The 21186-nt window shown below is 40.9% G+C and carries 13 protein-coding genes and 1 tRNA gene; 10 read left to right on the forward strand and 4 right to left on the reverse strand.

The annotated features are described in order from the left end of the window. The first annotated feature begins 30 nt into the window (after positions 1 to 30). The 7 genes from FRX97_RS00515 (at position 31) to FRX97_RS00545 (ending at position 10080) form a co-directional block, all read left to right on the forward strand. Positions 31 to 2817, forward strand: a complete 2787-nt coding sequence (locus tag FRX97_RS00515; protein WP_147012282.1) for a hypothetical protein — start codon at positions 31 to 33, stop codon at positions 2815 to 2817. 123 nt (positions 2818 to 2940) lie between these two features. Then, complete coding sequence (locus tag FRX97_RS00520) at positions 2941 to 4476, forward strand: glycine--tRNA ligase (RefSeq protein ID WP_147012284.1); 1536 nt, start codon at positions 2941 to 2943, stop codon at positions 4474 to 4476. A 171-nt stretch (positions 4477 to 4647) separates the two neighbouring features. Then, positions 4648 to 5184, forward strand: coding sequence for a hypothetical protein (locus FRX97_RS00525; RefSeq protein ID WP_147012286.1), 537 nt, complete (start codon positions 4648 to 4650; stop codon positions 5182 to 5184). Positions 5185 to 5246: 62 nt separating this feature from the next. Further along, positions 5247 to 6500, forward strand: coding sequence for a pyridoxal phosphate-dependent aminotransferase (locus FRX97_RS00530; protein WP_223266530.1), 1254 nt, complete (start codon positions 5247 to 5249; stop codon positions 6498 to 6500). Between the two features lie 228 nt (positions 6501 to 6728). Next, entirely contained in the window at positions 6729 to 8192 is a 1464-nt protein-coding gene (locus FRX97_RS00535; RefSeq protein ID WP_147012288.1) for a RimK family protein, read from the forward strand. After that, positions 8189 to 9412: a glutamate-cysteine ligase family protein gene (locus tag FRX97_RS00540; protein WP_147012290.1), complete on the forward strand. Its 1224-nt coding sequence runs from the start codon at positions 8189 to 8191 to the stop codon at positions 9410 to 9412. The genes FRX97_RS00535 and FRX97_RS00540 overlap by 4 nt, the downstream gene beginning before the upstream one ends. Continuing rightward, positions 9409 to 10080 carry an N-formylglutamate amidohydrolase gene (locus FRX97_RS00545; RefSeq protein ID WP_147012292.1) on the forward strand — a complete coding sequence of 224 codons (672 nt, stop codon included), beginning with the start codon at positions 9409 to 9411 and terminating at the stop codon, positions 10078 to 10080. The genes FRX97_RS00540 and FRX97_RS00545 overlap by 4 nt, the downstream gene beginning before the upstream one ends. Positions 10081 to 10140: 60 nt before the next feature. On the opposite strand, the gene pth is transcribed toward FRX97_RS00545, so the two are convergent. The 3 genes from pth to FRX97_RS00560 are packed head-to-tail and all read right to left on the reverse strand — an operon-like array spanning position 10141 to position 12310. Next, positions 10141 to 10701, reverse strand: coding sequence for an aminoacyl-tRNA hydrolase (gene pth / locus FRX97_RS00550; RefSeq protein WP_147012294.1), 561 nt, complete (start codon positions 10699 to 10701; stop codon positions 10141 to 10143). 23 nt (positions 10702 to 10724) lie between these two features. Continuing rightward, positions 10725 to 11345, reverse strand: a complete 621-nt coding sequence (locus FRX97_RS00555; protein ID WP_147012296.1) for a 50S ribosomal protein L25/general stress protein Ctc — start codon at positions 11343 to 11345, stop codon at positions 10725 to 10727. 26 nt (positions 11346 to 11371) lie between these two features. Then, complete coding sequence (locus FRX97_RS00560) at positions 11372 to 12310, reverse strand: ribose-phosphate pyrophosphokinase (protein WP_147012298.1); 939 nt, start codon at positions 12308 to 12310, stop codon at positions 11372 to 11374. Positions 12311 to 12527: 217 nt separating this feature from the next. Between FRX97_RS00560 and FRX97_RS00565 the strand changes: the two genes are divergently transcribed. The 3 genes from FRX97_RS00565 (at position 12528) to FRX97_RS00575 (ending at position 14702) form a co-directional block, all read left to right on the forward strand. Then, positions 12528 to 12609 (forward strand) — tRNA-Leu (locus FRX97_RS00565). Between the two features lie 41 nt (positions 12610 to 12650). After that, positions 12651 to 13103 carry a deoxycytidylate deaminase gene (locus FRX97_RS00570; RefSeq protein ID WP_147012300.1) on the forward strand — a complete coding sequence of 151 codons (453 nt, stop codon included), beginning with the start codon at positions 12651 to 12653 and terminating at the stop codon, positions 13101 to 13103. Next, positions 13104 to 14702 (forward strand): S41 family peptidase, encoded by a 1599-nt coding sequence (locus FRX97_RS00575; protein ID WP_147012302.1) that lies wholly within the window; start codon positions 13104 to 13106, stop codon positions 14700 to 14702. It begins immediately after the preceding gene. On the opposite strand, the gene FRX97_RS00580 is transcribed toward FRX97_RS00575, so the two are convergent. Continuing rightward, positions 14686 to 21168, reverse strand: a complete 6483-nt coding sequence (locus tag FRX97_RS00580; protein ID WP_147012304.1) for a T9SS type B sorting domain-containing protein — start codon at positions 21166 to 21168, stop codon at positions 14686 to 14688. The genes FRX97_RS00575 and FRX97_RS00580 overlap by 17 nt on opposite strands. Positions 21169 to 21186: the final 18 nt, after the last annotated feature.

The following is a 21186-nucleotide window of genomic DNA, read 5'->3' on the forward strand; positions in this document are numbered from 1 at the left end:
CACCTCCCTACCCTTACCAAGCATTTAACCATGAAAAGATTAATATTTACCACCTTAATTAGCCTTTTTAATCTCCTAGGTTTTGGTCAAAGGATTTACACCAATCCCATTCAAGGATATGTAGGAGAACAACAAACCATTACCCTTTTCGCAGAGGATTTCCCTAACGATTCAATCATAGGTTTTCAGTTGCGAATGGATTTTGATGAAACGCAAGTCAGTGTAGATAGTCTTGAGTTTCACCAAGGTGCATTTAACCAAAATACCGTTAACCTTTTACAGACGGAATCTAGCTTGAGTATCTACTTTTTAAATGAAGTAAACGGCGCTCAGACCCACTTTTTAACCAGTACTATTGAAGATGGACCCATCTTAAGTTTTAATATTGCTTTTACCGGAAACAAACCCGGAAATAAAACACCACAAGCATCTGGGTTTAATGTTTTCACATACAAAACAGGAGAATTTTTTCAGTTCGAAACCGAAGTATACCAATACCAAATTGCACCGGTAACCTTGGTAAAAACCGAACTAGACCTTAACGTGAACAAAAGACTTTTTTGCTTTGGTGATACCCTAAATGCAGAATTTTTAACCAATAGAAACCCAATTCCGGCCAATACAAGTTTCGAACTGCAACTTTCAGATAATAAGGGAAACTTCAACCAGCCCACTACCATAGCAACCTTAACTGGCGATGATGGAGCTTTCGAACCCATTATTATGAATTTCGACAGCACTTTTAAAGATGGATTTTACACCCTACGAGTAAAAGGTAACAATCCAAGCTTTATCAGCCCAGAAGACACCGTAGTAATTGCAATTGGAAGAAATTACAATGACACAATTCAAAAAAGCTTTTGTAATGGTAGAACCTATAGGCTTCCGTGGGGGCAGGAAGTTAGAACCTCCGGTACTTATTCCCACCTGTACAAATCTTTTGTTAACTGCGACAGTAATGTAACATATACCCTGTCGTTTAACGAAGCAACACTTAAACCAAAAGCGGTATTCTGCATTAACCAAGACACTGTTATTTTAAATGTTGGACAGCAGGGAGAGGGAACTTATTACATCGCGGGCCAGAAGTACTTTTCAGAATTTTACCCTTCCCAATTTAATCCAGGAACTTACCCTATAACTTATCTAAAGAATTTCGAAGAATGCTTCGGACTGGCTAGAGACTCAATTATAATTGCGGATACTTCTCAAATAGAAGCAACTTTAGGAGAACTTTGTCAGGATGCTGCTTTAGATCTAAATACATTAGTTTCTCATCAACCTGGAATTTTCTCGGGTGAGAACCTTTATGGAACCAACTTTATTTCCACCGGATTGGATCCTAAAAATTACCAAGTTAAATATCAATATACCAACCCATTAGGATGCACTTCAACCAGCTCTATTAACATTCTTGTTAACCCTACTCCACTATTTTCAGTGGATTCCATACCCGACTTCTGTGTTATAGATAGCACCATAACTCTACTCGAGCCACAAATCAACGTACCTGGAAATGGTATTTTCTTAGTAAATCAAATCCAAACACAGGAATTTAACCCAAACGAATTAGAAGCTGGAGAACATTGGGTGAAGTTTGATTTCACTTCCTTAAAAGGCTGTTTTAACTCCGACTCTGTATCTTTTAAAGTAAATCCTAACCCAGTTTTAACCCAAAATTCAGCAATAGACCCTATCTGTAATTCATCAGACGAAATTAAAATAGATACCACCATTTTACCACTTGGTGGAACCTATTCTGGATTTGCCGTATATGCAGATTCAACCGGATTTTTCTTTAATCCTCAAACAGCAGATTCGGGATCCTTTGCTATCGAATATGCTTATACGGATTCTTTGGGTTGCTCTTCAACTACCAGCTTCAATATTGAGGTGCGCAAACAGGTGTATCCTCGCATATTAAATTTAGATACCGCTATATGTAAAAATGGAAATGCCATATTACCCTTAGCAGATTTAGAAGGAGGGATTTTCACCCTTAATGGAAAGGAATTGGACAGCATTTTACCTCATTTATATATTGCGGATACAACATACGCAGTACATTACTACCTAACAGACGGTGTATGTGAAACCACCATTTCAGACTCCTTTTCTATAATAGCACCCCAAGAAGCAAATCTAGTCCAAGGTAATTTCCCAGTTTGTGATGGAGAAACCGTGCGATTTGAGCTAGACAACCCCAATGCATCAAACTTTAGATGGTTTCGATCCATAGATTTAAATAAAGACTCTATTGAAATTGGGACAGAAAAAGCTATAGAATTTGGAGAGGCTGGAAACTACTTTGTACACTTTTTTGATGGCCAGTGTTATTCAAAGTCCGAACCCGTATCTGTTGAGTTTTTCCAAAATCCGCAGCCATTTATCTACCAGGAAGGCGAGGAAATTTATTTGGACAAAGAATACAAAAGCAACACATGGTTGTTCAGTGGAGATACTATTACTACAGATACAACTTATTTCTATCCGAACCATCCAGGAGACTATGAAGTGCTAGTAGTAGATGAGAATGGATGTAGCGCTTTTTCAAACTTAATTACAGTTGGTTTTTACAAAAGTGTCGTAACCCTTGGACCGAATCCCACCAATGGGCCTCTTAAGATATACTGGGAGCAACCCTACACCGAAATAGATGTGCGGATTCAAGATATGTCTGGAAAAATTGTCATGGAAACCAACCTTAGTGGCGGGTTATTTGGAGAAATTAATGTTCCGGGCGAGCAGGGATACTTTATTATTACTATAACCAGCCAAGGAGAATTGCTCGACCGTTGGAAGGTTTTAAAATATTAGATGTAATAGCACTTAAACCTTTCCTTTAACCAAGGGGGAACACATTTCCCCCCTCTAGCAGTTGACAAGAATTTTTTTAAGCTTTTTCTTAAGCTAATCTACTATGCTTGTTACTTTTGCGCCATGCAAGAGGATTTACTTAAGAACATTATATCGCACGCTAAGGAATACGGTTACGTTTTTCCATCTAGCGAAATCTACGACGGACTTTCTGCAACCTACGACTACGGTCAGTATGGATCGGAGCTAAAGAACAACATCAAAAAGTATTGGTGGGATAGTATGGTGCGCCTTAACGAGAATATCGTAGGGATAGATGCCGCTATATTTATGCATCCCAAAACGTGGAAAGCATCTGGTCACGTAGACGCATTTAATGATCCTCTTATAGATAACAAAGACTCTAAAAAGCGCTATAGAGCCGATGTTCTTATTGAAGAGCATGTTGAGAAAATCAACCAGAAAATCCAAAAGGATGTTGATAAGGCTGCGAAGCGTTTTGGCGATAGCTTCGACGAGGCTCAATTTCGCAGCACCAACGGTAGAATTATAGAACGTCAAGCAAAAATCGACGCCATTAACGCGCGATTTAAGAAAGCCATGGACGACGAAAATCTTGCCGATGTTAAAACGCTTATAGAAGAGGAAGGTATTACCTGCCCCGTTTCAGGATCTAAAAACTGGACCGAAGTTCGCCAGTTTAATCTGATGTTTAAAACAGAATTAGGTTCTGTTTCTGGTGATGCGGCAGATATATACTTGCGTCCTGAAACCGCGCAGGGAATCTTTGTAAACTTCTTGAACGTATTCAAAACCGGAAGGATGAAAATTCCTTTTGGGATAGCCCAAATTGGTAAGGCATTTAGAAATGAGATTGTTGCCCGCCAGTTTATTTTCCGCATGCGCGAATTCGAGCAAATGGAAATGCAATTTTTCGTTAAGCCAGGCACCGAAATGGAGTGGTACGAACATTGGAAAAACCAGCGTATTAAATGGCATAAATCGCTAGGATTGGGCGAAGAAAATTATCGATTCCACGATCATTTAAAGCTGGCACATTACGCGAACGCAGCTGCCGATATTGAGTTTAATTTCCCTATGGGCTTTAAAGAGCTTGAAGGTATCCACTCCAGAACCGATTTCGACTTAAAACAACACGAAGAGTACAGTGGTAAAAAGCTTCGCTACTTCGACAACGAGGATAACGAATCGCTAGTTCCTTACGTAGTAGAGACTTCTATAGGCCTAGACCGTATGTTCCTGGCTGTACTTAGCTCGGCATTTAAAGAGGAAAAATTAGAAGATGGATCTTCGAGAACCGTTCTGGCCCTTCCTCCTGCTCTTGCACCTGTAAAAGTGGCGATCCTACCTCTTGTTAAGAAAGATGGATTACCCGAAAAGGCAAGAGAAATTTTCGACTTGTTAAAGCTAGATTTTGCGTTGCAATACGATGAAAAAGATGCCATTGGAAAGCGCTACAGACGCCAAGACGCCATTGGTACCCCATATTGTATTACGGTAGACCATGATACCTTAGAAAACAATACCGTAACAATCAGAGAACGCGATAGCATGACCCAAGAGAGAGTTGAAATTTCTAAACTGTGGGATATAGTTGATGGCAAAGTGAATATGAAAAACTTGCTTAAACAACTATAAAGTATTGATATAAAACGGTTTAACTTAAATAAACCACAAAATATATTGGTCCCGAGATTTCATGTTATATCATGGATTTCGGGACCTTTTTTGTTATAAAGAGGAAGGAATTAAACTTACAATTCATCTAAAAAGGCCCAACATTTAGGCAACTTTATCTACTTTTCTCATATGAAATGGCTACTATTTGCTACCCTAATACTTTTTTCTGCAGGGCTTTGGGCGCAAGAAAGCGATAGCCTTAGCGATGAAGCCTTCATGGAAAATGAACTTCTAGTTATTGCAGGAAAGGTTAAGTCGGAATATAAAAATGCACCCTTGGAAAATGCCGAGGTAATTGCAATTACTGGCTCCGATACCATTGCGAAATTCATTACCAAAAAGGACGGTTTAGTAAACATGGAGTTGGATTATGGATCCATATATCAGATTCATTACAAGCACCCGAATTTTGTTCAGAAAATAATTACCGTAGATACCAGAAAAGTACCCAGAGTAATAAGGGTTGAAGGAGTAGAGCTACGCATGGATGTTGCTCTTCCTCCGAAAATTGAAAACTTCGATTACAGTTTACTGGAGCGCCCAATCGGACTCGCGAAATACGATAGAAACGACATGAACTTCACTTTTGATAACAAGTTCACTCGCAGTAAATTACAGGAATATTTTAAGCTCAAAGGCAAATTATCTATTGCCCTAGAGCAGTGAGGCAAAATCCTTTTGGATCACAAAAAGAGTCCTACCTTTGCCGCCGTTAAAACGGAAGCAAAATGAGTGCATTATCGGCAATGGCGGAGAACCTTAAGGGCTCCGAAATCATAAAATTAGCAGGTGAAATCAAAGAGAAAATTGCCAATGGAGATACCATTTACAATTTTACAATTGGAGATTTCGATCCCAACATTTTCCCTATACCCTCAGCATACCAAGATGCAATTATAAACGCATATAAAGCCGGAGAAACCAATTACCCTGCTGCTAACGGAATTGCTGAATTGCGTAAAGTTTTAGCTCAATTTATCGCAGAGGAACAAGGACTAAATTACTCGGCAGAAGAATTCTTAGTTGCCGGAGGTGCTCGTCCTCTCATTTACGCTGCTTACCAAGCGGTTGTAGATCGCGGCGAAAAAGTACTTTTCCCCGTTCCATCCTGGAACAACAACCATTATACCCACTTGGCTCATGGCCAACAAATTTTCTTGCAAACCACGCCAGAAAATAACTTTATGCCTACGGCCAACGAGATAAAACCCTACCTCTCTGAGATAGGATTATTGGCACTTTGTTCGCCTCTAAATCCTACCGGAACCGTATTTACAGCGGAGGACCTAAAGCCTATTTGTGAAGCCATTGTAGAGGAAAACAAAAGAAGAGGAGACCAAAAGCCCGTTTATTTATTGTACGACCAAATCTATTGGCAAATTACCCATGGATCGACAAAACACGTTGATCCGGTTTCGCTTTGTCCAGAAATTAAACCTTACACCATATATATCGACGGACTTTCAAAGTCACTTGCCGCAACGGGTGTTAGAGTAGGTTGGGCATTCGGTCCGAAAAAATTAATAAATGCCATGAAGTCTATCCTTGGACATATTGGCGCATGGGCTCCAAAAGCAGAACAAGTTGCATCTGCTAAATACTTGGCTCAAAAGGAAGAGGTTAATGTATTTCTCAATGCTTTTAAGCAAGAGATAAACAATAGATTGAAAGGATTCTACGAGGGAATGCAGGACCTTAAGGAGGCTGGCTACCCTGTAGATGCCATTGCGCCTCAAGCGGCTATTTACCTTACCATTAAATTCGATTTAGTGGGTAAATCTTTTAATGGTGAAAAGCTTAATGATATGAAGGATGTTACAAGCTTCTTACTAAATGAAGTGGGATTAGCCATCGTTCCATTCTACGCCTTTGGAGCACCAGATACATCTCCGTGGTTTAGGCTTTCGGTTGGTACTTCTACCATGGACGACATAGATGCCTGCTTTAAAAAGCTCAATAGAGTTTTAGCGGAATTAAGCTAAAAGTCAAAAATCAAAATTTTACTAAAGCCCTGATAGCTTATCCGCTTTTCAGGGCTTTTTTATGCCTAAAGATGAGCTCCACATATCCCTCCAAAGCGGCTTACACCCATATGCTGAGCAATAAAATCCATTGATAACCAAGCCCTAGGGCCTTTTCAACTTTTTTGTAGGAGACTACAATAAATTCGGGAAGGAACTGTACTTTAATACCCAATAAAAGCCTGTGAATTGAGAAAAATATTAGTAGTGGAAAATCCAGCGCAATGGCCGATAAATATTGAGCATTGTGAGATTATTTCCGCGAAAGAGTACCTAACAAATCCCGAATGGTCGCAAGTAAAAAACGCCAGAGTTTTTAATCTGTCTACTGAATATAGATACCAGTCGAAAGGATACTATGTCTCTTTAATGGCCGAGGCCAGGGGCCATAGACCCATTCCCAACATTAAAAACATACAAGATTTAAATACCTCCGGAATGATAAAAATCGTTTCGGAGAATTTAGATGAGCTTTTCCAAAAGAGTTTCAAAAATTTAAAGTCGGAAGATTTTATCCTGAGTATATATTTTGGTAAAAACCTCGCCAAACAATACGACAAACTTAGTTGGGAGCTTCATCGATTGTTTCGATCCCCCTTTATGCGTGCTAAATTCACCCATAATGGTAAAAAGTGGGTGATTCAGAGCCTAAAGACCATTCCATTTAAGGAAATACCCGAAAGTCATAAGGACTTTGTTTGGGAAGCTGCCAATCAATATTTTAAAAAGTCGCGTTTCGCCAATCAAAAAGAAAATGCTTTCCAATTCGATCTAGCTATTCTTGTCAACCCAGATGAAAAAGCGCCTCCCTCCAATAAAAAAGCGTTGCATAAATTTATTGAAGCAGGAGAAAAACAAGGATTGTGTGTTGAGCTAATTGATAAAAACGATTACGCGCGTCTCTTGGAATTCGACGCACTATTTATCAGAGAAACAACTGCGGTTAACCATTACACCTATCGCTTTGCTCGTAGAGCGCAACAGGAGGGAATGGTAGTTATCGATGACCCTGAATCTATACTCAAATGTGCCAATAAGGTTTATCTCGCAGAATTTTTAAAACTGCATAAAATACCTACTCCGAAAACCATCGTAGTGCATCATGAAAATAAGCAAGACGTTCTGCATCAGTTGAATTTACCCGTGGTACTTAAATCACCCGATTCATCCTTTTCCCAGGGAGTTTCTAAAGCAAAAACAGAAGAGGAATACAGGGAAAAAATTGCCAAACTTCTCGCTCATTCCGACTTGGTAATTGCTCAAGAATACCTACCCAGCGATTTTGATTGGCGCATTGGCGTACTTGATAACGAAATAATCTTTGCATGCAAGTACTACATGGCAAAAGGTCATTGGCAGATTTACAATTGGGACAGTAAGAATAAGCAAGATGTAGAAGGCGAATTCGATAGTGTCCCGATAGATCAAATTCCCGCGGAGGTTAAGAAAGTTGCCCTTAAATCTACCCAGCCAATTGGCAACGGCCTTTATGGAGTGGACATAAAGGAGAGTAACGGTAAGGTGGTAGTTATAGAGGTGAATGACAATCCCAATGTAGACCACGGCGTGGAAGATCACCTAGAGGGAAATGTGGTTTACAGCAAAATAATTGCAAGTATTAAAAGGAGAATTCAAGCGCAAATAAAGCCATGAGTTATAAATTATTCGAAGTATTCGGTGTGGAGCTAGAATACATGATCGTAGATAAAACCACCTTTAAAGTAAAACCCATAGCCGACCTAGTTTTTAAAGAATGTACAGGCTCCTTTACTTCAGATTATGAAAACGGAACCGTAGCCTGGAGTAATGAATTGGTTTCGCACGTCATAGAAATAAAAACCAATGGCCCCGTAAAGGAAATGGGCCCCATGGCAGAGGCATTTCACAGTAATGTGACCGCTATTAATAAACTTTTGGAAAAGCACAATGCCATTCTTATGCCAGGTGGTGCGCATCCTACCGTAGACCCTTTAACGGAGACTAAAATTTGGCCGCACGAATACAATGAAATTTACGCCCTTTACGATAGGGTGTTTAACTGTAAAGGTCATGGATGGAGCAATTTACAAAGTACCCATATCAACCTACCCTTTCAAGGAGATGGTGAGTTCCGCAAATTGCATGCTGCGATCCGAGCAATTTTACCCTTCATCCCTGCCCTTACGGCAAGCACACCCATTTTAGATGGTGCGCTGAGTGGATTTAAAGACACTCGACTGGAATATTACCGGAAAAACCAGCAAAAGATCCCCATTATCGCTGGAAAAGTAATTCCTGAGCCAGTTTACAGTAAGGAAGCCTACCATCAAAAAATCTTTAACCCAATTAAAGATGCTATCCGTCCCTTTGATTCTGAGGGTATTTTAGATCATCACTTCCTAAATTCTAGGGGAGCCATTGCACGCTTTGATAGAGGTGCCATTGAGATTCGAATAATCGACAATCAAGAAGCTCCAAAAGTGGATATCGCCATCTTATGCCTAATTGTGGCGGTTCTAAAAGATTTATGCCAGCAGTCGGAGGCGGAAATATCAAAATTGGCTCTGTTGGATACCGATTTGCTTGCACAACAATTGTTAGCGGCAATAAAAGATGCAGAGAAGGCAAAAACGACTTACCCAGACTTGACAAAGCATTTGGGAATTGATGAAAAGGTGGAAAATCTCGGAGAGGTATGGAAACAACTGCTGAACAGATATAAGACATCACTTACCGCAGACCAATTTAACACGCTAAGCTACATCGTTGAAAATGGAAGTCTTGCTAGCAGGATGGAATCTAGATTCAACGCCAACCCCAACGCACAGGGCATAGCTGAAATTAATAAAGAAATGATTCGCTGTTTGCAGCATAATGCACTATTTACCAAATGAATTTAATAATCAGTTGCGAACACTACAGCAATGAATTGCCCCATGAATTCAGCAATCTTTTTGCACAAAATGAGAAGGTTGCTGAAACGCATCGGGCGTACGACATAGGTGCAAAACTCATTTTTAGTGGACTACAAAAGCTGGCTTTCGCAAGTTTTTATTATCCCTATTCTAGATTATTAATAGAAGTAAACCGGTCCTTACATCACCCCAAACTGTTTTCGGAGTTTTCTAAAAAGCTAGATAAGCAAACAAGAAAAAACCTAATTAACTCTTATTATTTACCCTACAGAAATAAAGTAGAAAAAGCCTGTTGGGGACAAATTGTTGAAGGGAAGGAATTCCTTCATCTTTCTGTCCATAGCTTTACACCAGTATTAGGAAATGAAATTCGGAATGCAGATATCGGATTATTGTACGACCCAAAAAACCCTATAGAAAGAGAGTTTGCGAAAAAATTTAAGGAGTCGATACGAGCTATAGATCCAAATTTGAAAGTGCGATTTAACTACCCCTATTTGGGAACTGCAGATGGATTTACCACGTATTTGAGGAAAAAATTAGGCCCAAAATACGCAGGAATAGAATTGGAGGTTAAAAACGATGTAATTAATAATCAAATCATTGAAACGCTGTACAAAAGCTTGCAAAAGGTGATAAGAGAATAAAGCCATTTAGCCATTCCCACAAACTACGAGCTACGAGCTACGAACTACGAGCTAAAAAAACTAGCCATTAAATTTATTCATGGTATTCATTAACCCATGAAACGTAAAAGAGAAGGCAGCATCGGCCGACTTTTTAATCAGGTCGTCTATGGTTTTAGATTCTTCCTGATTCCATTCGCCTAGGACGTAATCTACTTGCTGTCCTTTTTGAAAATCGGCACCCACTCCAAATCTAAGACGGGCATATTTAGGGGTTCCAAGAACGCGCTGAATATCCTTTAGGCCATTGTGCCCACCATCACTCCCTTTTCCCCTTATACGAATGGTTCCGTATGGAAGAGCAAGATCATCGGTGATGATAAAAATATTCTCAAGTTTAATTTTCTCCTGCTGCATCCAGTAAGCAACAGCTTTCCCGCTTAAGTTCATATAAGTATTAGGCTTAAGGAGAATAATTTGTCTGGATTTAAATGAGGTTTGAGCCATCCAACCATGGCGGCATTCCTCAAAAAAAGAATTGGACGCTATTCCCATAGCGTCCAACACTTTAAAACCAATATTATGTCGAGTGTTTTCGTACTTGGCACCCGGATTCCCTAATCCTACGATCAGGTATTTCATAATACTAACAGATTGAGATGTTTTTACTCAGCAGCTTTTTCTTCAGTTGCTGCTGCTTCTCCTTCACCTTCTTCATCCTCTTCGTCGTCGGTATCTACCGCACCACGTGCAGTACGTACTTGAACTACCATTGCGTTAGGATTGTTTAAGAAAGTAAGACCTTCGGCAGAAAGCTCCTTAACACGGATAGAAGTACCAATTCTTAACTTGGTAATATCTACTTCGAATTCAGAAGGAATTGCTTCTGGAAGCCCTCTAACATCCAACTTACGGAACATTACCATAAGTTTACCCCCGTTTCTTACACCGATAGAGTTACCAACGATTTTCACAGGAAGCTTAATCTTAACCTCTTTGTTAGGAATAAGCTCTAGGAAGTCGATGTGCACTATGGCATCAGTTACAGGGTGAAACTGTACATCTTTAACGATTGCATTGTAGCTTTCACCATTGATATCCAACTCCACATTATACACGTCTGGTGTATAAATCACTTTAGCTACGTCTAGGCGCGATACCGAAAAATGTACTTGTTTTTCGCCACCGTAAAGCACAGCAGGTACATTACCTGCATTTCTTAACGCCACTGACTCTTTTTTCCCTACGTTCTCACGGGGAGAACCGCTCAATTTTACTTTTTTCATCAGTTTGCTTTATGGTTGTTTATTATTTACCCTTGAATAATGAAGTGAGAACTAATAGACTCGTAGTTCTGGATGCGCTTAATAACATCTGCAAATAAATGCGCTACTTCAATCACTTTAATTTTGTTGGATTGTTGCTTTAATGGAATGGTATCAGTTACCACCAACTCCGTTAGAGAAGATTTTTCGATTCTCTCGTAAGCAGGTCCGCTTAAAACAGCGTGTGTACAAAGTGCTCTTACACTACTAGCTCCACGCTCCATCATGATATCTGCGGCTTTAGTGATGGTACCAGCAGTATCAATAATATCATCAACAAGAATTACATCCTTGCCTTTAACGTCACCAATTAAAATCATTTCGGCTACTTGGTTCGCCACCTTGCGGTGCTTATAACAAATCGCCATATCTAAATCCAAGTGCTTTGCATAGGCATTAGCTCTTTTGGTACCTCCAGTATCTGGAGCTGCCATAATTGGATTAGGTAGATTTAATTCCTTGATATAGTTGGTAAACAGTGTACTTGCAAAAAGGTGATCCACAGGAACCTCGAAAAAACCTTGAATTTGATCTGCGTGAAGATCCATGGTAACCAAACGACTAATTCCAGCAGCTGTCAAAAGGTTAGCTACCAGTTTAGATCCAATTGCTACCCTTGGCTTGTCTTTTCTATCCTGACGTGCAAAACCGAAATAAGGAACAACCGCAACAATTCTTTTTGCAGAAGCTCTTTTCGCCGCATCTACCAACATCAACAATTCCATTAGGTTGTCTGATGGTGCAAAGGTAGACTGCACTATAAACACATCTTTTCCTCTAATAGACTCCTCGAAAGAAGGTTGAAATTCTCCGTCGCTAAAGCGGTTAAACACTACGTTTCCTAGCGGTTTTCCGTATGCCGTAGCTATTTTTTCTGCCAAGTATTTAGATGCCTGACCGTAAAAAATGCGAGAATTATCTTCCATGAGAAAAATTTTTGGAGGCGCAAAGGTAAGCTTTTAGCAAAGTATTAAAAAGTTTATTTACAAGTAATTAAGATCACCTTAAGCGCGAATAGATATTTTTTTACTTTTGTGCACCCTTAACCGAGGCAAAAATCTCAATTAATTTTGAGAAATCTTCAGTTAAGTTGCCAGGTGGCGGATCTCGGAAACAATCGAGTTAAAACGCACCTATTGGAATGCCCAGGTGGCGGAATTGGTAGACGCGCTGGTCTCAAACACCAGTTCTTTCGGGAGTGCCGGTTCGAGCCCGGCCCTGGGTACATAGCCCCGCCTGTTTGGTGGGGCTTTTATATTTAAAGCCATGTCAGTACTAGATGGACTAACATACGACGACCCCAAGAAGCAAGATAGGTTCGATAGAGCTTATTTAAAAATGGCTCAAGAGTGGGGACAACTTTCACATTGCAATCGCAAAAAGGTGGGAGCACTTCTCGTTAAAGAAGGCATGATTATTTCCGATGGCTTTAACGGTACCCCATCTGGATTTCCTAATGATTGTGAAGACGAAAACTACGAAACGCATTGGTACGTTCTCCATGCGGAAGCTAACGCAATTACCAAGGTTGCCAAGAGCGGAAATAGTGCTAAACATGCAACGCTATACATCACTCTTTCTCCTTGTAAAGAATGCTCCAAATTAATTCTGCAAGCCGGAATTAAAAGAGTAGTTTTCCGAACAAAATATAAAGATAGCTCGGGTCTCGATTTTCTAGAAGAAGCGGGCATATTAATCAAGCAAATCGAAAATCCATAGATGAAATCGCTTCGTTTTTTCCTACCTCTAGTTTTTGCCGCAACTCTAATTCTAGGTGTATGGATGGGGTTTTACTTGGCCAATAACATTGGATCTAAAAACATTGAATTCATAATCCCCACAGGAAGCAACAACAAACTTTCCCGGATTATAAACTACATAGACGAAAACTATGTAGATACCGTCGCGAAGGAGCGTCTTATTGATAAAGCCATTAAAACGGTTCTCGAAGAATTAGACCCACACTCCTACTACATTAGCAAAGAAGATTTTAATGCCATTAATGAACCTCTTGAAGGAAATTTTGAAGGGATAGGGATAGAGTTTGTAGTAAATAAAGACACACTGCACGTAGTACACACCATAGCCGGAGGTCCATCGGAACAAGCTGGATTAATACCTGGAGACCAAATTATTGTGGTTGAAAATGACACCATAGCTGGTGTGGGAATTAAGAACTCCGAAGTGGTTAAACTTCTTCGCGGGAGAAAAGGCTCCATCGTTAACATTAAAGTAAGAAGGAAGGGCGAAGACAAACTGATTCCCGTTGAAATTACTCGGGACGAAATTCCGATAAAAAGCGTAGACGCCGCGTTGGGCGTAAACGACACCACAGGATACATTAAAATCAGTCGATTTGCGAAAACGACCTACGAAGAGTTTATGGGTGCAATGGATTCTTTGTCCGCAAGCCATCCAAATATCCAACACCTAGTTATCGACCTTAGAAATAATGGAGGGGGGTATCTAGACGCTGCCATTAAAATTTGCGAACAACTCCTACCCAAGGGCAAACTAATTGTGTACACCCAAGGCAAAGGCAATAAACGAGAGTATTTTTCGAAGAAAGAAGGTAAGTATCAAAACATCCATCTAACAGTTCTTATCAATGAATTTTCCGCCTCAGCCTCAGAAATTGTTGCGGGAGCCATTCAGGATCACGACCGTGGGACTATAGTAGGTAGAAGATCTTTTGGTAAAGGGTTGGTTCAAGAACAATTGAGTCTTAAAGATAATTCCGCCCTTAGACTTACCGTTGCTAGATATTACACTCCAACAGGGCGCTGTATACAAAAACCCTACGGGGGTAACATAGATTACGACGAAGATTATTACCTCCGCTACGAAAGTGGGGAACTCTTCCACAGAGATAGCATAAAGGTTACGGACTCGCTTAAATTCACCACACCAAAGGGTAAAATTGTTTACGGTGGAGGTGGTATAATTCCCGATGTTTTTGTCCCTTTAGACACTACAGGGAATTCAGAAATTCTATCTGGGTTTGTATACGTAGGGAATATGAATGCTTTCGGTTTCAACTACGCTAACAAACAACGTAAAGAATTAGAAGCTATGGGACTGGAGTCCTTCCTTAACGGTTTCACCATTCCAGACACAATAGTAGACCGCATGTTGAAAGAAATTTCTGCTTCAAAATCTCAGTATAAAAAACTAAGTGCTGACCAAAAGGAGCGAATAAACGAAAGATTTAGAGGTATCGTGGCGCGCCATATTTGGAATAGTAAAGGCTTCTACCTCAACAGTCTTAGAAGAGATACTATGTTAACAAGTCTGGGGTTCTTTAACGAAGCACCGTAACCATTCCATCCACGAAGCCTTTGGTTCCATCGGTTCGGATGTAAGTGAATTTAACCGGGTAAATGCCATTGTCTACCAGTTGGCCCAAATAGGTACCATCCCAAGGTTCGTCTGCATGGGTGAAACTGTACACAAGCTCTCCCCATCGATTGAAAATCTGCCCTTTCCAGCTTAAAATGTCTTCTGCAACAGGGTAATATCTATCGTTAATCCCATCTCCATCTGGAGAGAAGGAATTGGGAAGGAAAAATAAGTCTTGCTTATCTGCAATGGCCAATAGGGAAACTTCGTCTATGCATCCTCCAGAATGCTTGACTAATAATTTTATTAAAGTAGAATCACTCCTTAAGGTATGTCTTGGTAATTCTCCTTCTAAAGTATCGCCACCTATTACCCATAAATAGTTAGACCAGTCTTGTGGAAGACTGCTACTTAATATCACCTCGGATCCTACAACAGGTGGATCAGGAAGGGTATAAATTTTCCCTCCTAACAACTGGGTAATTTCCTCACCCAATTCGCCCGTCCAAGTATTAGAACACCCTCTGCTATCTGTTAATGTGTAGGAATAAGTACCTGCATTTAGGTTTAGGCGATAGTCCTGACTAAATACCTCACCGGTAATATTATTCTTGAAAAGATAAGGGTGATGGGAACTTTCGACCCAAGGATTAAATAGAATTTGACCATTATCTAATTGGCAATATTCAGGCACCACCACCGGACTCATTACTGGTCCATAGGTAAAAGGAATTGTATCTACAAATTCCCTAACACAGAACTGGTTGGTTGCGGTTACTCGTACCACCCCAGCGGTAAGGGTATTATTAACCGTTTGGTTGGATATACCATTACTCCAAACAAATGAATTTACCCCAACCCTATTCACAAATTCAGCGCCTCCATCCTTTTGGTTACACGCCTCACTACGTAGCACATTAATTTTCCCTTGTGGCGCCGCTCCGTTAATTAGGTTTACGGTGCGGGAATAGGAGCACAGTGAATCTGAAATGGTGAAACTGTGCGCCCCGGCTTTCAGACCAGTTCTTTGATAATCCTTATTACCATCATCCCATACGATATCCAACAAAGAAGAAAACTGAGTGGGTACCACTTCTATCTCTCCATCTTGTTGGTTACATTTTTCTGGAAAGGAGTAGATGGTGTATTTTAAATCGCTTCCAATTGGGATATTAAAACTTCCTTGAACCGCACACATTTCGTCGTAAACCGTATAGCTGTGATTTCCCGGACCAAGATTTTTCAGCGTATCGAAAGAAGTTATAACCTCAGATCCCATGTCCAACTCCGCGCTTCCAGTGACATTGGATAAATTAAAAAGTACCTGACCAGAATTTTCTCCGCAATCGGCATTTTTAATTACTTCTGTCTCGACTGTCAAGGGGGGTAAGTCCTTTATTACGAAGGGTACGGTTTCTTTACAGATCGCTCCTGCCACGGTAAGAAAATAGACGCCGGGAGCCAAATTACTGTGCTCCAACTTATTCCCCATTTCTGGTTTATTCCATGAAATTAGGTAAGGCGCCTCCTCTCCACTTACTTCGATTTTGAGGTAACCATTATTCTCACCGCAAGTTGCATCTAGCTTAGATGTTTGCAAGATCAATGGACTCGTGGGTTTATTTTCTAAAATCACTGTATCCAACATGGTACACCTGCCATCGGTAAAAGCATAGGGGTATACACCTGCTGAAAGGTTATACCTGTTAAATCCGTTGGAAAAATTATCGGCCCAAACAATGGAGAAAGGAGCTAACCCTGTAGGGCTGGCCTGAATAGATCCATTTCTATTTCCGCAAGACTCTGGAGTTAAGTCGGGATTTAATTTTGGTGCTTCAATTTCGTGCACCCTAAAAGTTCCCGATGTGGCACAATAACCATCGTTAATGGTAAAAGTATGCAAGCCAGGCCAAAGACCTTTAACCGTGTCGCTTACAGTGCTGCCCGTGCTATCGGTAAAAGTAAATTGCCCGGTACTGCTGTTACCCGATAAAATAACCTGACCATTCGCCTCTTCGCAAGTAGCCTCATTGCTAACGGCGCTTATCTCTGGATTTGGAACTTTAGATACCAAAATGGAATCCTTGAAAATGCAGTTCTCATTTTCCACCTCAAAGGATATCCATCCAGAATCCAATCCACCTATTTGATTGCTGGTGTTTTCAGGATTTCCAATCCATCGATAGATATAGCTTCCTTGAGGATTGGGAATAATCTCCGCTTCTCCAATATTTAAATCGCAGTGAGTTGGAGTAGATTGGGTGGATATACTAAAATCGTTAACCCGACCCACCGATATTTCTTTGTTTACCACACAGTATCCATCTGTATATCGCAAGTGGTAAGTTCCAGAATCTAAATTCTCGATGTAACCATCATTTATTTCAGGAAATTCCTCCCAATAAAAATTGTTGTTCCCAGAGCCACCCGCAATCGAAACTCTAATCCAGCCATTATCCGCATCGCAATGCGTTGGCTCTGTGTTTACAAATAACTTAGGACTGGTTTCCTTGGGAATAAAAATGTTAAAGCTCTTGGTACAGAAAGTATCGCTAACCTGAATTTCATAGGACCCCGTTCTTTTTCCACCCAAATAATTTGAATCTACTCTTGGAGAGGTTTGCCATTGATAACTGTAGGATCCCTTCCCTCCCCTTGCAAAAACTTGTGCGCTTCCATTTGCTGTATCGCAACGCTCTGGCTCAATAATACTGTAATCTATTTCCAGATCTGGTATGCGATTCACCTTAACCACGGTGTCCACCGAACAAAGGCTATCGGACACTTGCAGGTAATAGGTACCTGGAGTTAGATTATTCAAACTATCCCCATCAAAGGGCTGCCCCAAAAAGGATTTTAGATTGTAGTAGGATGTATACTGAGTTACATCGAAAACAATTTTCCCATTGTTTAATCCACAGTGTGGTGGTGTTAAATCAAATGTGAATTCGGGATCTTTATAATCCGTTACTGTAAACTCAATCTGCTCCTTACAGTTTTGGTCTCTTGCAATTACAGTATAAACCCCTTCACCCAATCCAGAGATTTCATTTCCCGATAGGGTATCTCCATCCATTACCCATTCAGCATTGTAGGGCTCCGTACCTCCACTTCCCTGAAGAGTTGCTTCGCCCATTTTTTGGGAGCAGTGATCAGCTTGTATGGCAATTTCAAAATCGGGAATTGGAACCGTAGGCACATCAGCTACCTGATTGTAAAAACATCCATTTTCATCCCGGATGTACACGTCGTATTTACCCTTCTTTAAGCCGTTAAATATTGAATCCAGGCTATACCCTTGTTGCTCCAGGGCATATTGGTAATCTCCTGTTCCGCCTTTTCCATTTAAAAACACCCTTCCTGTAGCGGCATCGTAACATCCGCTAGGCAGGGTATTAATATCCAGCGTTAAGCGCTCAGGCATTATAATTTCTACGGTTGTATCTGCCGAACACCCTTTTTGATCTGTGATATGGATATCGTAAAAGCCCTCCTTTAAATTCCTATTTCCAGAGGGATTTCCCGACTCATCGAGAAAAATAATGTTATACGCTCCGTTTCCTCCAGATGGGTATAGATCTATTCTTCCATCCTGCTTACCAAAACAAGAAATTTGTTTCACAACCGCATTAAAATAAAGCGGGTCGGGTTGTGGGATTAACACCGTATCCGCAGCTCTACAGCCCTCGGCATCTGAAACCTCATACCACAACAATTCGGAGGATAAATTTTCCAAAACCAGTGCCGTTTCACCAGTATTCCATCTCGGGTTGTTGTAAGGTTCTACCCCTCCCTTAATTACAGCCTCAGCCCTACCATCGGCCAAACCAAAACAGCTTATGGAGTCTGCCTTAGTGCTTACGATAAAAGTATCTGGTTGTAATATTACAATGGTATCGCGCTCGCTAAATCCATAATCATCTAGCATGGTAACCACATAGGTTCCCACATCTAAACTGTCTCTAGTGTCTCCAATAAAACCGTCATCCCAAATAAAAATATAGGGAGGGGTGCCCTCGGAGCCTACAGCGGTAATGCTTCCATCCTTATATCCAAAACAACTAACATCTTCCTTGCTCGTGGTGAGAACTGGAGGAGGGGTATTTACTGGTTTTAATTTTGCACCGCTACCGGGAAAGCCGTAGCCATCGTCCAAACCAAAGCCATACACAGAAACGGAGATGGTGGTATCACTTGTGACCATGTGAGTCCCTTCTGAAACCCTAATTTTTGCAGCATAATAATCTGTATTCCCCACCTTTTTAAAAAGGCCTTGATTTATCATGTTACCATCAATGGCTACTCTTCCGACTTTGGCGCGTTTTACGACATTGATGTAATGTAGCGGGAAGGTTGGAGAAATTACTGTACTAAAGGTGTAATTCGATCCCCATTGTACATCTGGTAAAGCATTAATAAAAAAGGGATCGGTACTAGATCGCGGGGCACATTGCCCACCTGTACACATTTGTACTACCTGGATAGGGTTGGTTGCTAAAATTCTAAGCTCACCTTGAAATTTATGATCGACATAATCGCCCGCTCCATTAAGCACATATACCGTTCCACCTACATTTACCGTAGTAGAAGGGTAATCGCCGCTTACAATTCTTACAATATCATCGCCGGGTTTAAAGGCAAAATCGGTTAGGTAATAGCTATTTCCCCATGAGGTAGCCGGGGTTTGCTGTTCCATAATATGGTCGCAATACTGGCAAGCCCCCTGTTGGCCAAACCCAGGTACCGTAGCACATTGCGATCCGCCAATTACCCCTATTTTATGGTTTGAAGTAATTTTACTTCCCGTTAAATCGAAAGTGTTCGTGGGTATGCCAACCGTGCGCTCAACCTCTGCTTTAATAAGATAGGTCTCACCAGCATTGAGTAGGGTTGTTATGGTATCCCCTTTTTGTTTTCCATTTGCTGGAGCAGATAATACCACTTCCGCAACGGTACTATCCTCCGTTCCAATTAACAAGATTTCGGCCGGTAATTCTTCCTCCGTAGTTTCTCCCACCTCAGCGGCAAAGAAGGTTCCAACGGGAGCAATACTATAGTACTCTCGTCCCAGTGAGGGTGTTGGTATAGCGAGATATGCATCCGAGCTTTGGGGGGCGTTGGATAACACGTAAACCGAAATCTCCTTATCGGAACTCACTCTAATTCCTATAGGCTGCCTTACCCCAACTTGGTCGCAGGCAATGGTGTAGCCACCATAGTTTACCGGCACATCCACAGTTTTCACGTCGAAAGGCAGAACCGAAACCGTTTGGCTCCAACCTAAACTGGGCAGGCTAACGGTAACGTTTGCAGTATCGATAGAAGTGATAAATATTTTCTGCTCTAGCGAAGCTGGATTGCTGAAGTTCTGCATATATCCAACCCAAAAATCAGTACCTGTGTAATCCAGTCCTTCAAACTGATCTTTCCTAACCCATATTAACCGAGTTATGGTGTCGTTATTTCGATTGATGTCGTTGGGATTGTTTACCCAGTATTTTATGATTTTAAACCCTGGTTTATCTAGGGTAACCGGGTTTTGAAAAGTAAAACTCCTGGTTTCGTTTTTGGTCATGGTTATACCTGGATATTCCCGGTTGGCCTGTTGTCCCTCCACCTGGTAACCAATTTCATAACCAGAATAACTATTACAACTAAAGTTTCGGATCGTAATTTTTGGAATGTGCACCGAACCCACGAACTCCAATCCCGAGGGATTTTCTGCCTTCGTAGTAATAAAGTCATTCACACCAATGGGGTTGGCATAAAATGAAATAATGGGTCTATTAAGATAGCGCTGACCGTTGCTAGTTACCGTATCGCAGAGATAAACACTGTTATTAGACCAATCGTGCCACGAGTAATATTTTACCGAATCGGGAAAACTGGTGTTTACCCCCGCGTTTTGCGTCATTTCACCCTCTTGGTTTTGCACGCAAACCTGAATGAGCAGGTTTTTTCCGCTATCGTAACAATAGGGTTGTGAAAACTCGTGAACATTATTCCCATCATTTTCGGTAAATGAGTTCCGGAAATAAACTTGCTTGAAATTTTCGTTTACACCTGTTGCTGGAATTTCATCGTAATCCACCTCGGCAATAGAAATAGTGAAATTTCTAAGAGGCGCTCCATTTCTGTTTATTACATCAAAGGAGATCCCATAGATTATTTTGCCTCCGGTTATAAAGGCATCGAGTTCTTCTTGAGTGTATAAATAAATAGAACGATAAGAAACCGCCTTGTTCGCATAGGGATTGGGATACTCGTAGAAAAAATTATCTGGAATATCTGGAGGCCCAGGCACTCCACCTCCACCACCGGGTACCCCAGGACCACCGATAGGTATCCCTGGTAACTGACCATAACAACTCCAACTCAGAATTGTAAAGACAACAATTCCAAGCAGTTTGTTGATCAAACTACGCCGGGGTCGTGGGTAAAGCATTTGTTGGTTTTAAGCGCT

Source organism: Luteibaculum oceani (assembly GCF_007995015.1).
GTDB classification, from domain to species: domain Bacteria; phylum Bacteroidota; class Bacteroidia; order Flavobacteriales_D; family Luteibaculaceae; genus Luteibaculum; species Luteibaculum oceani.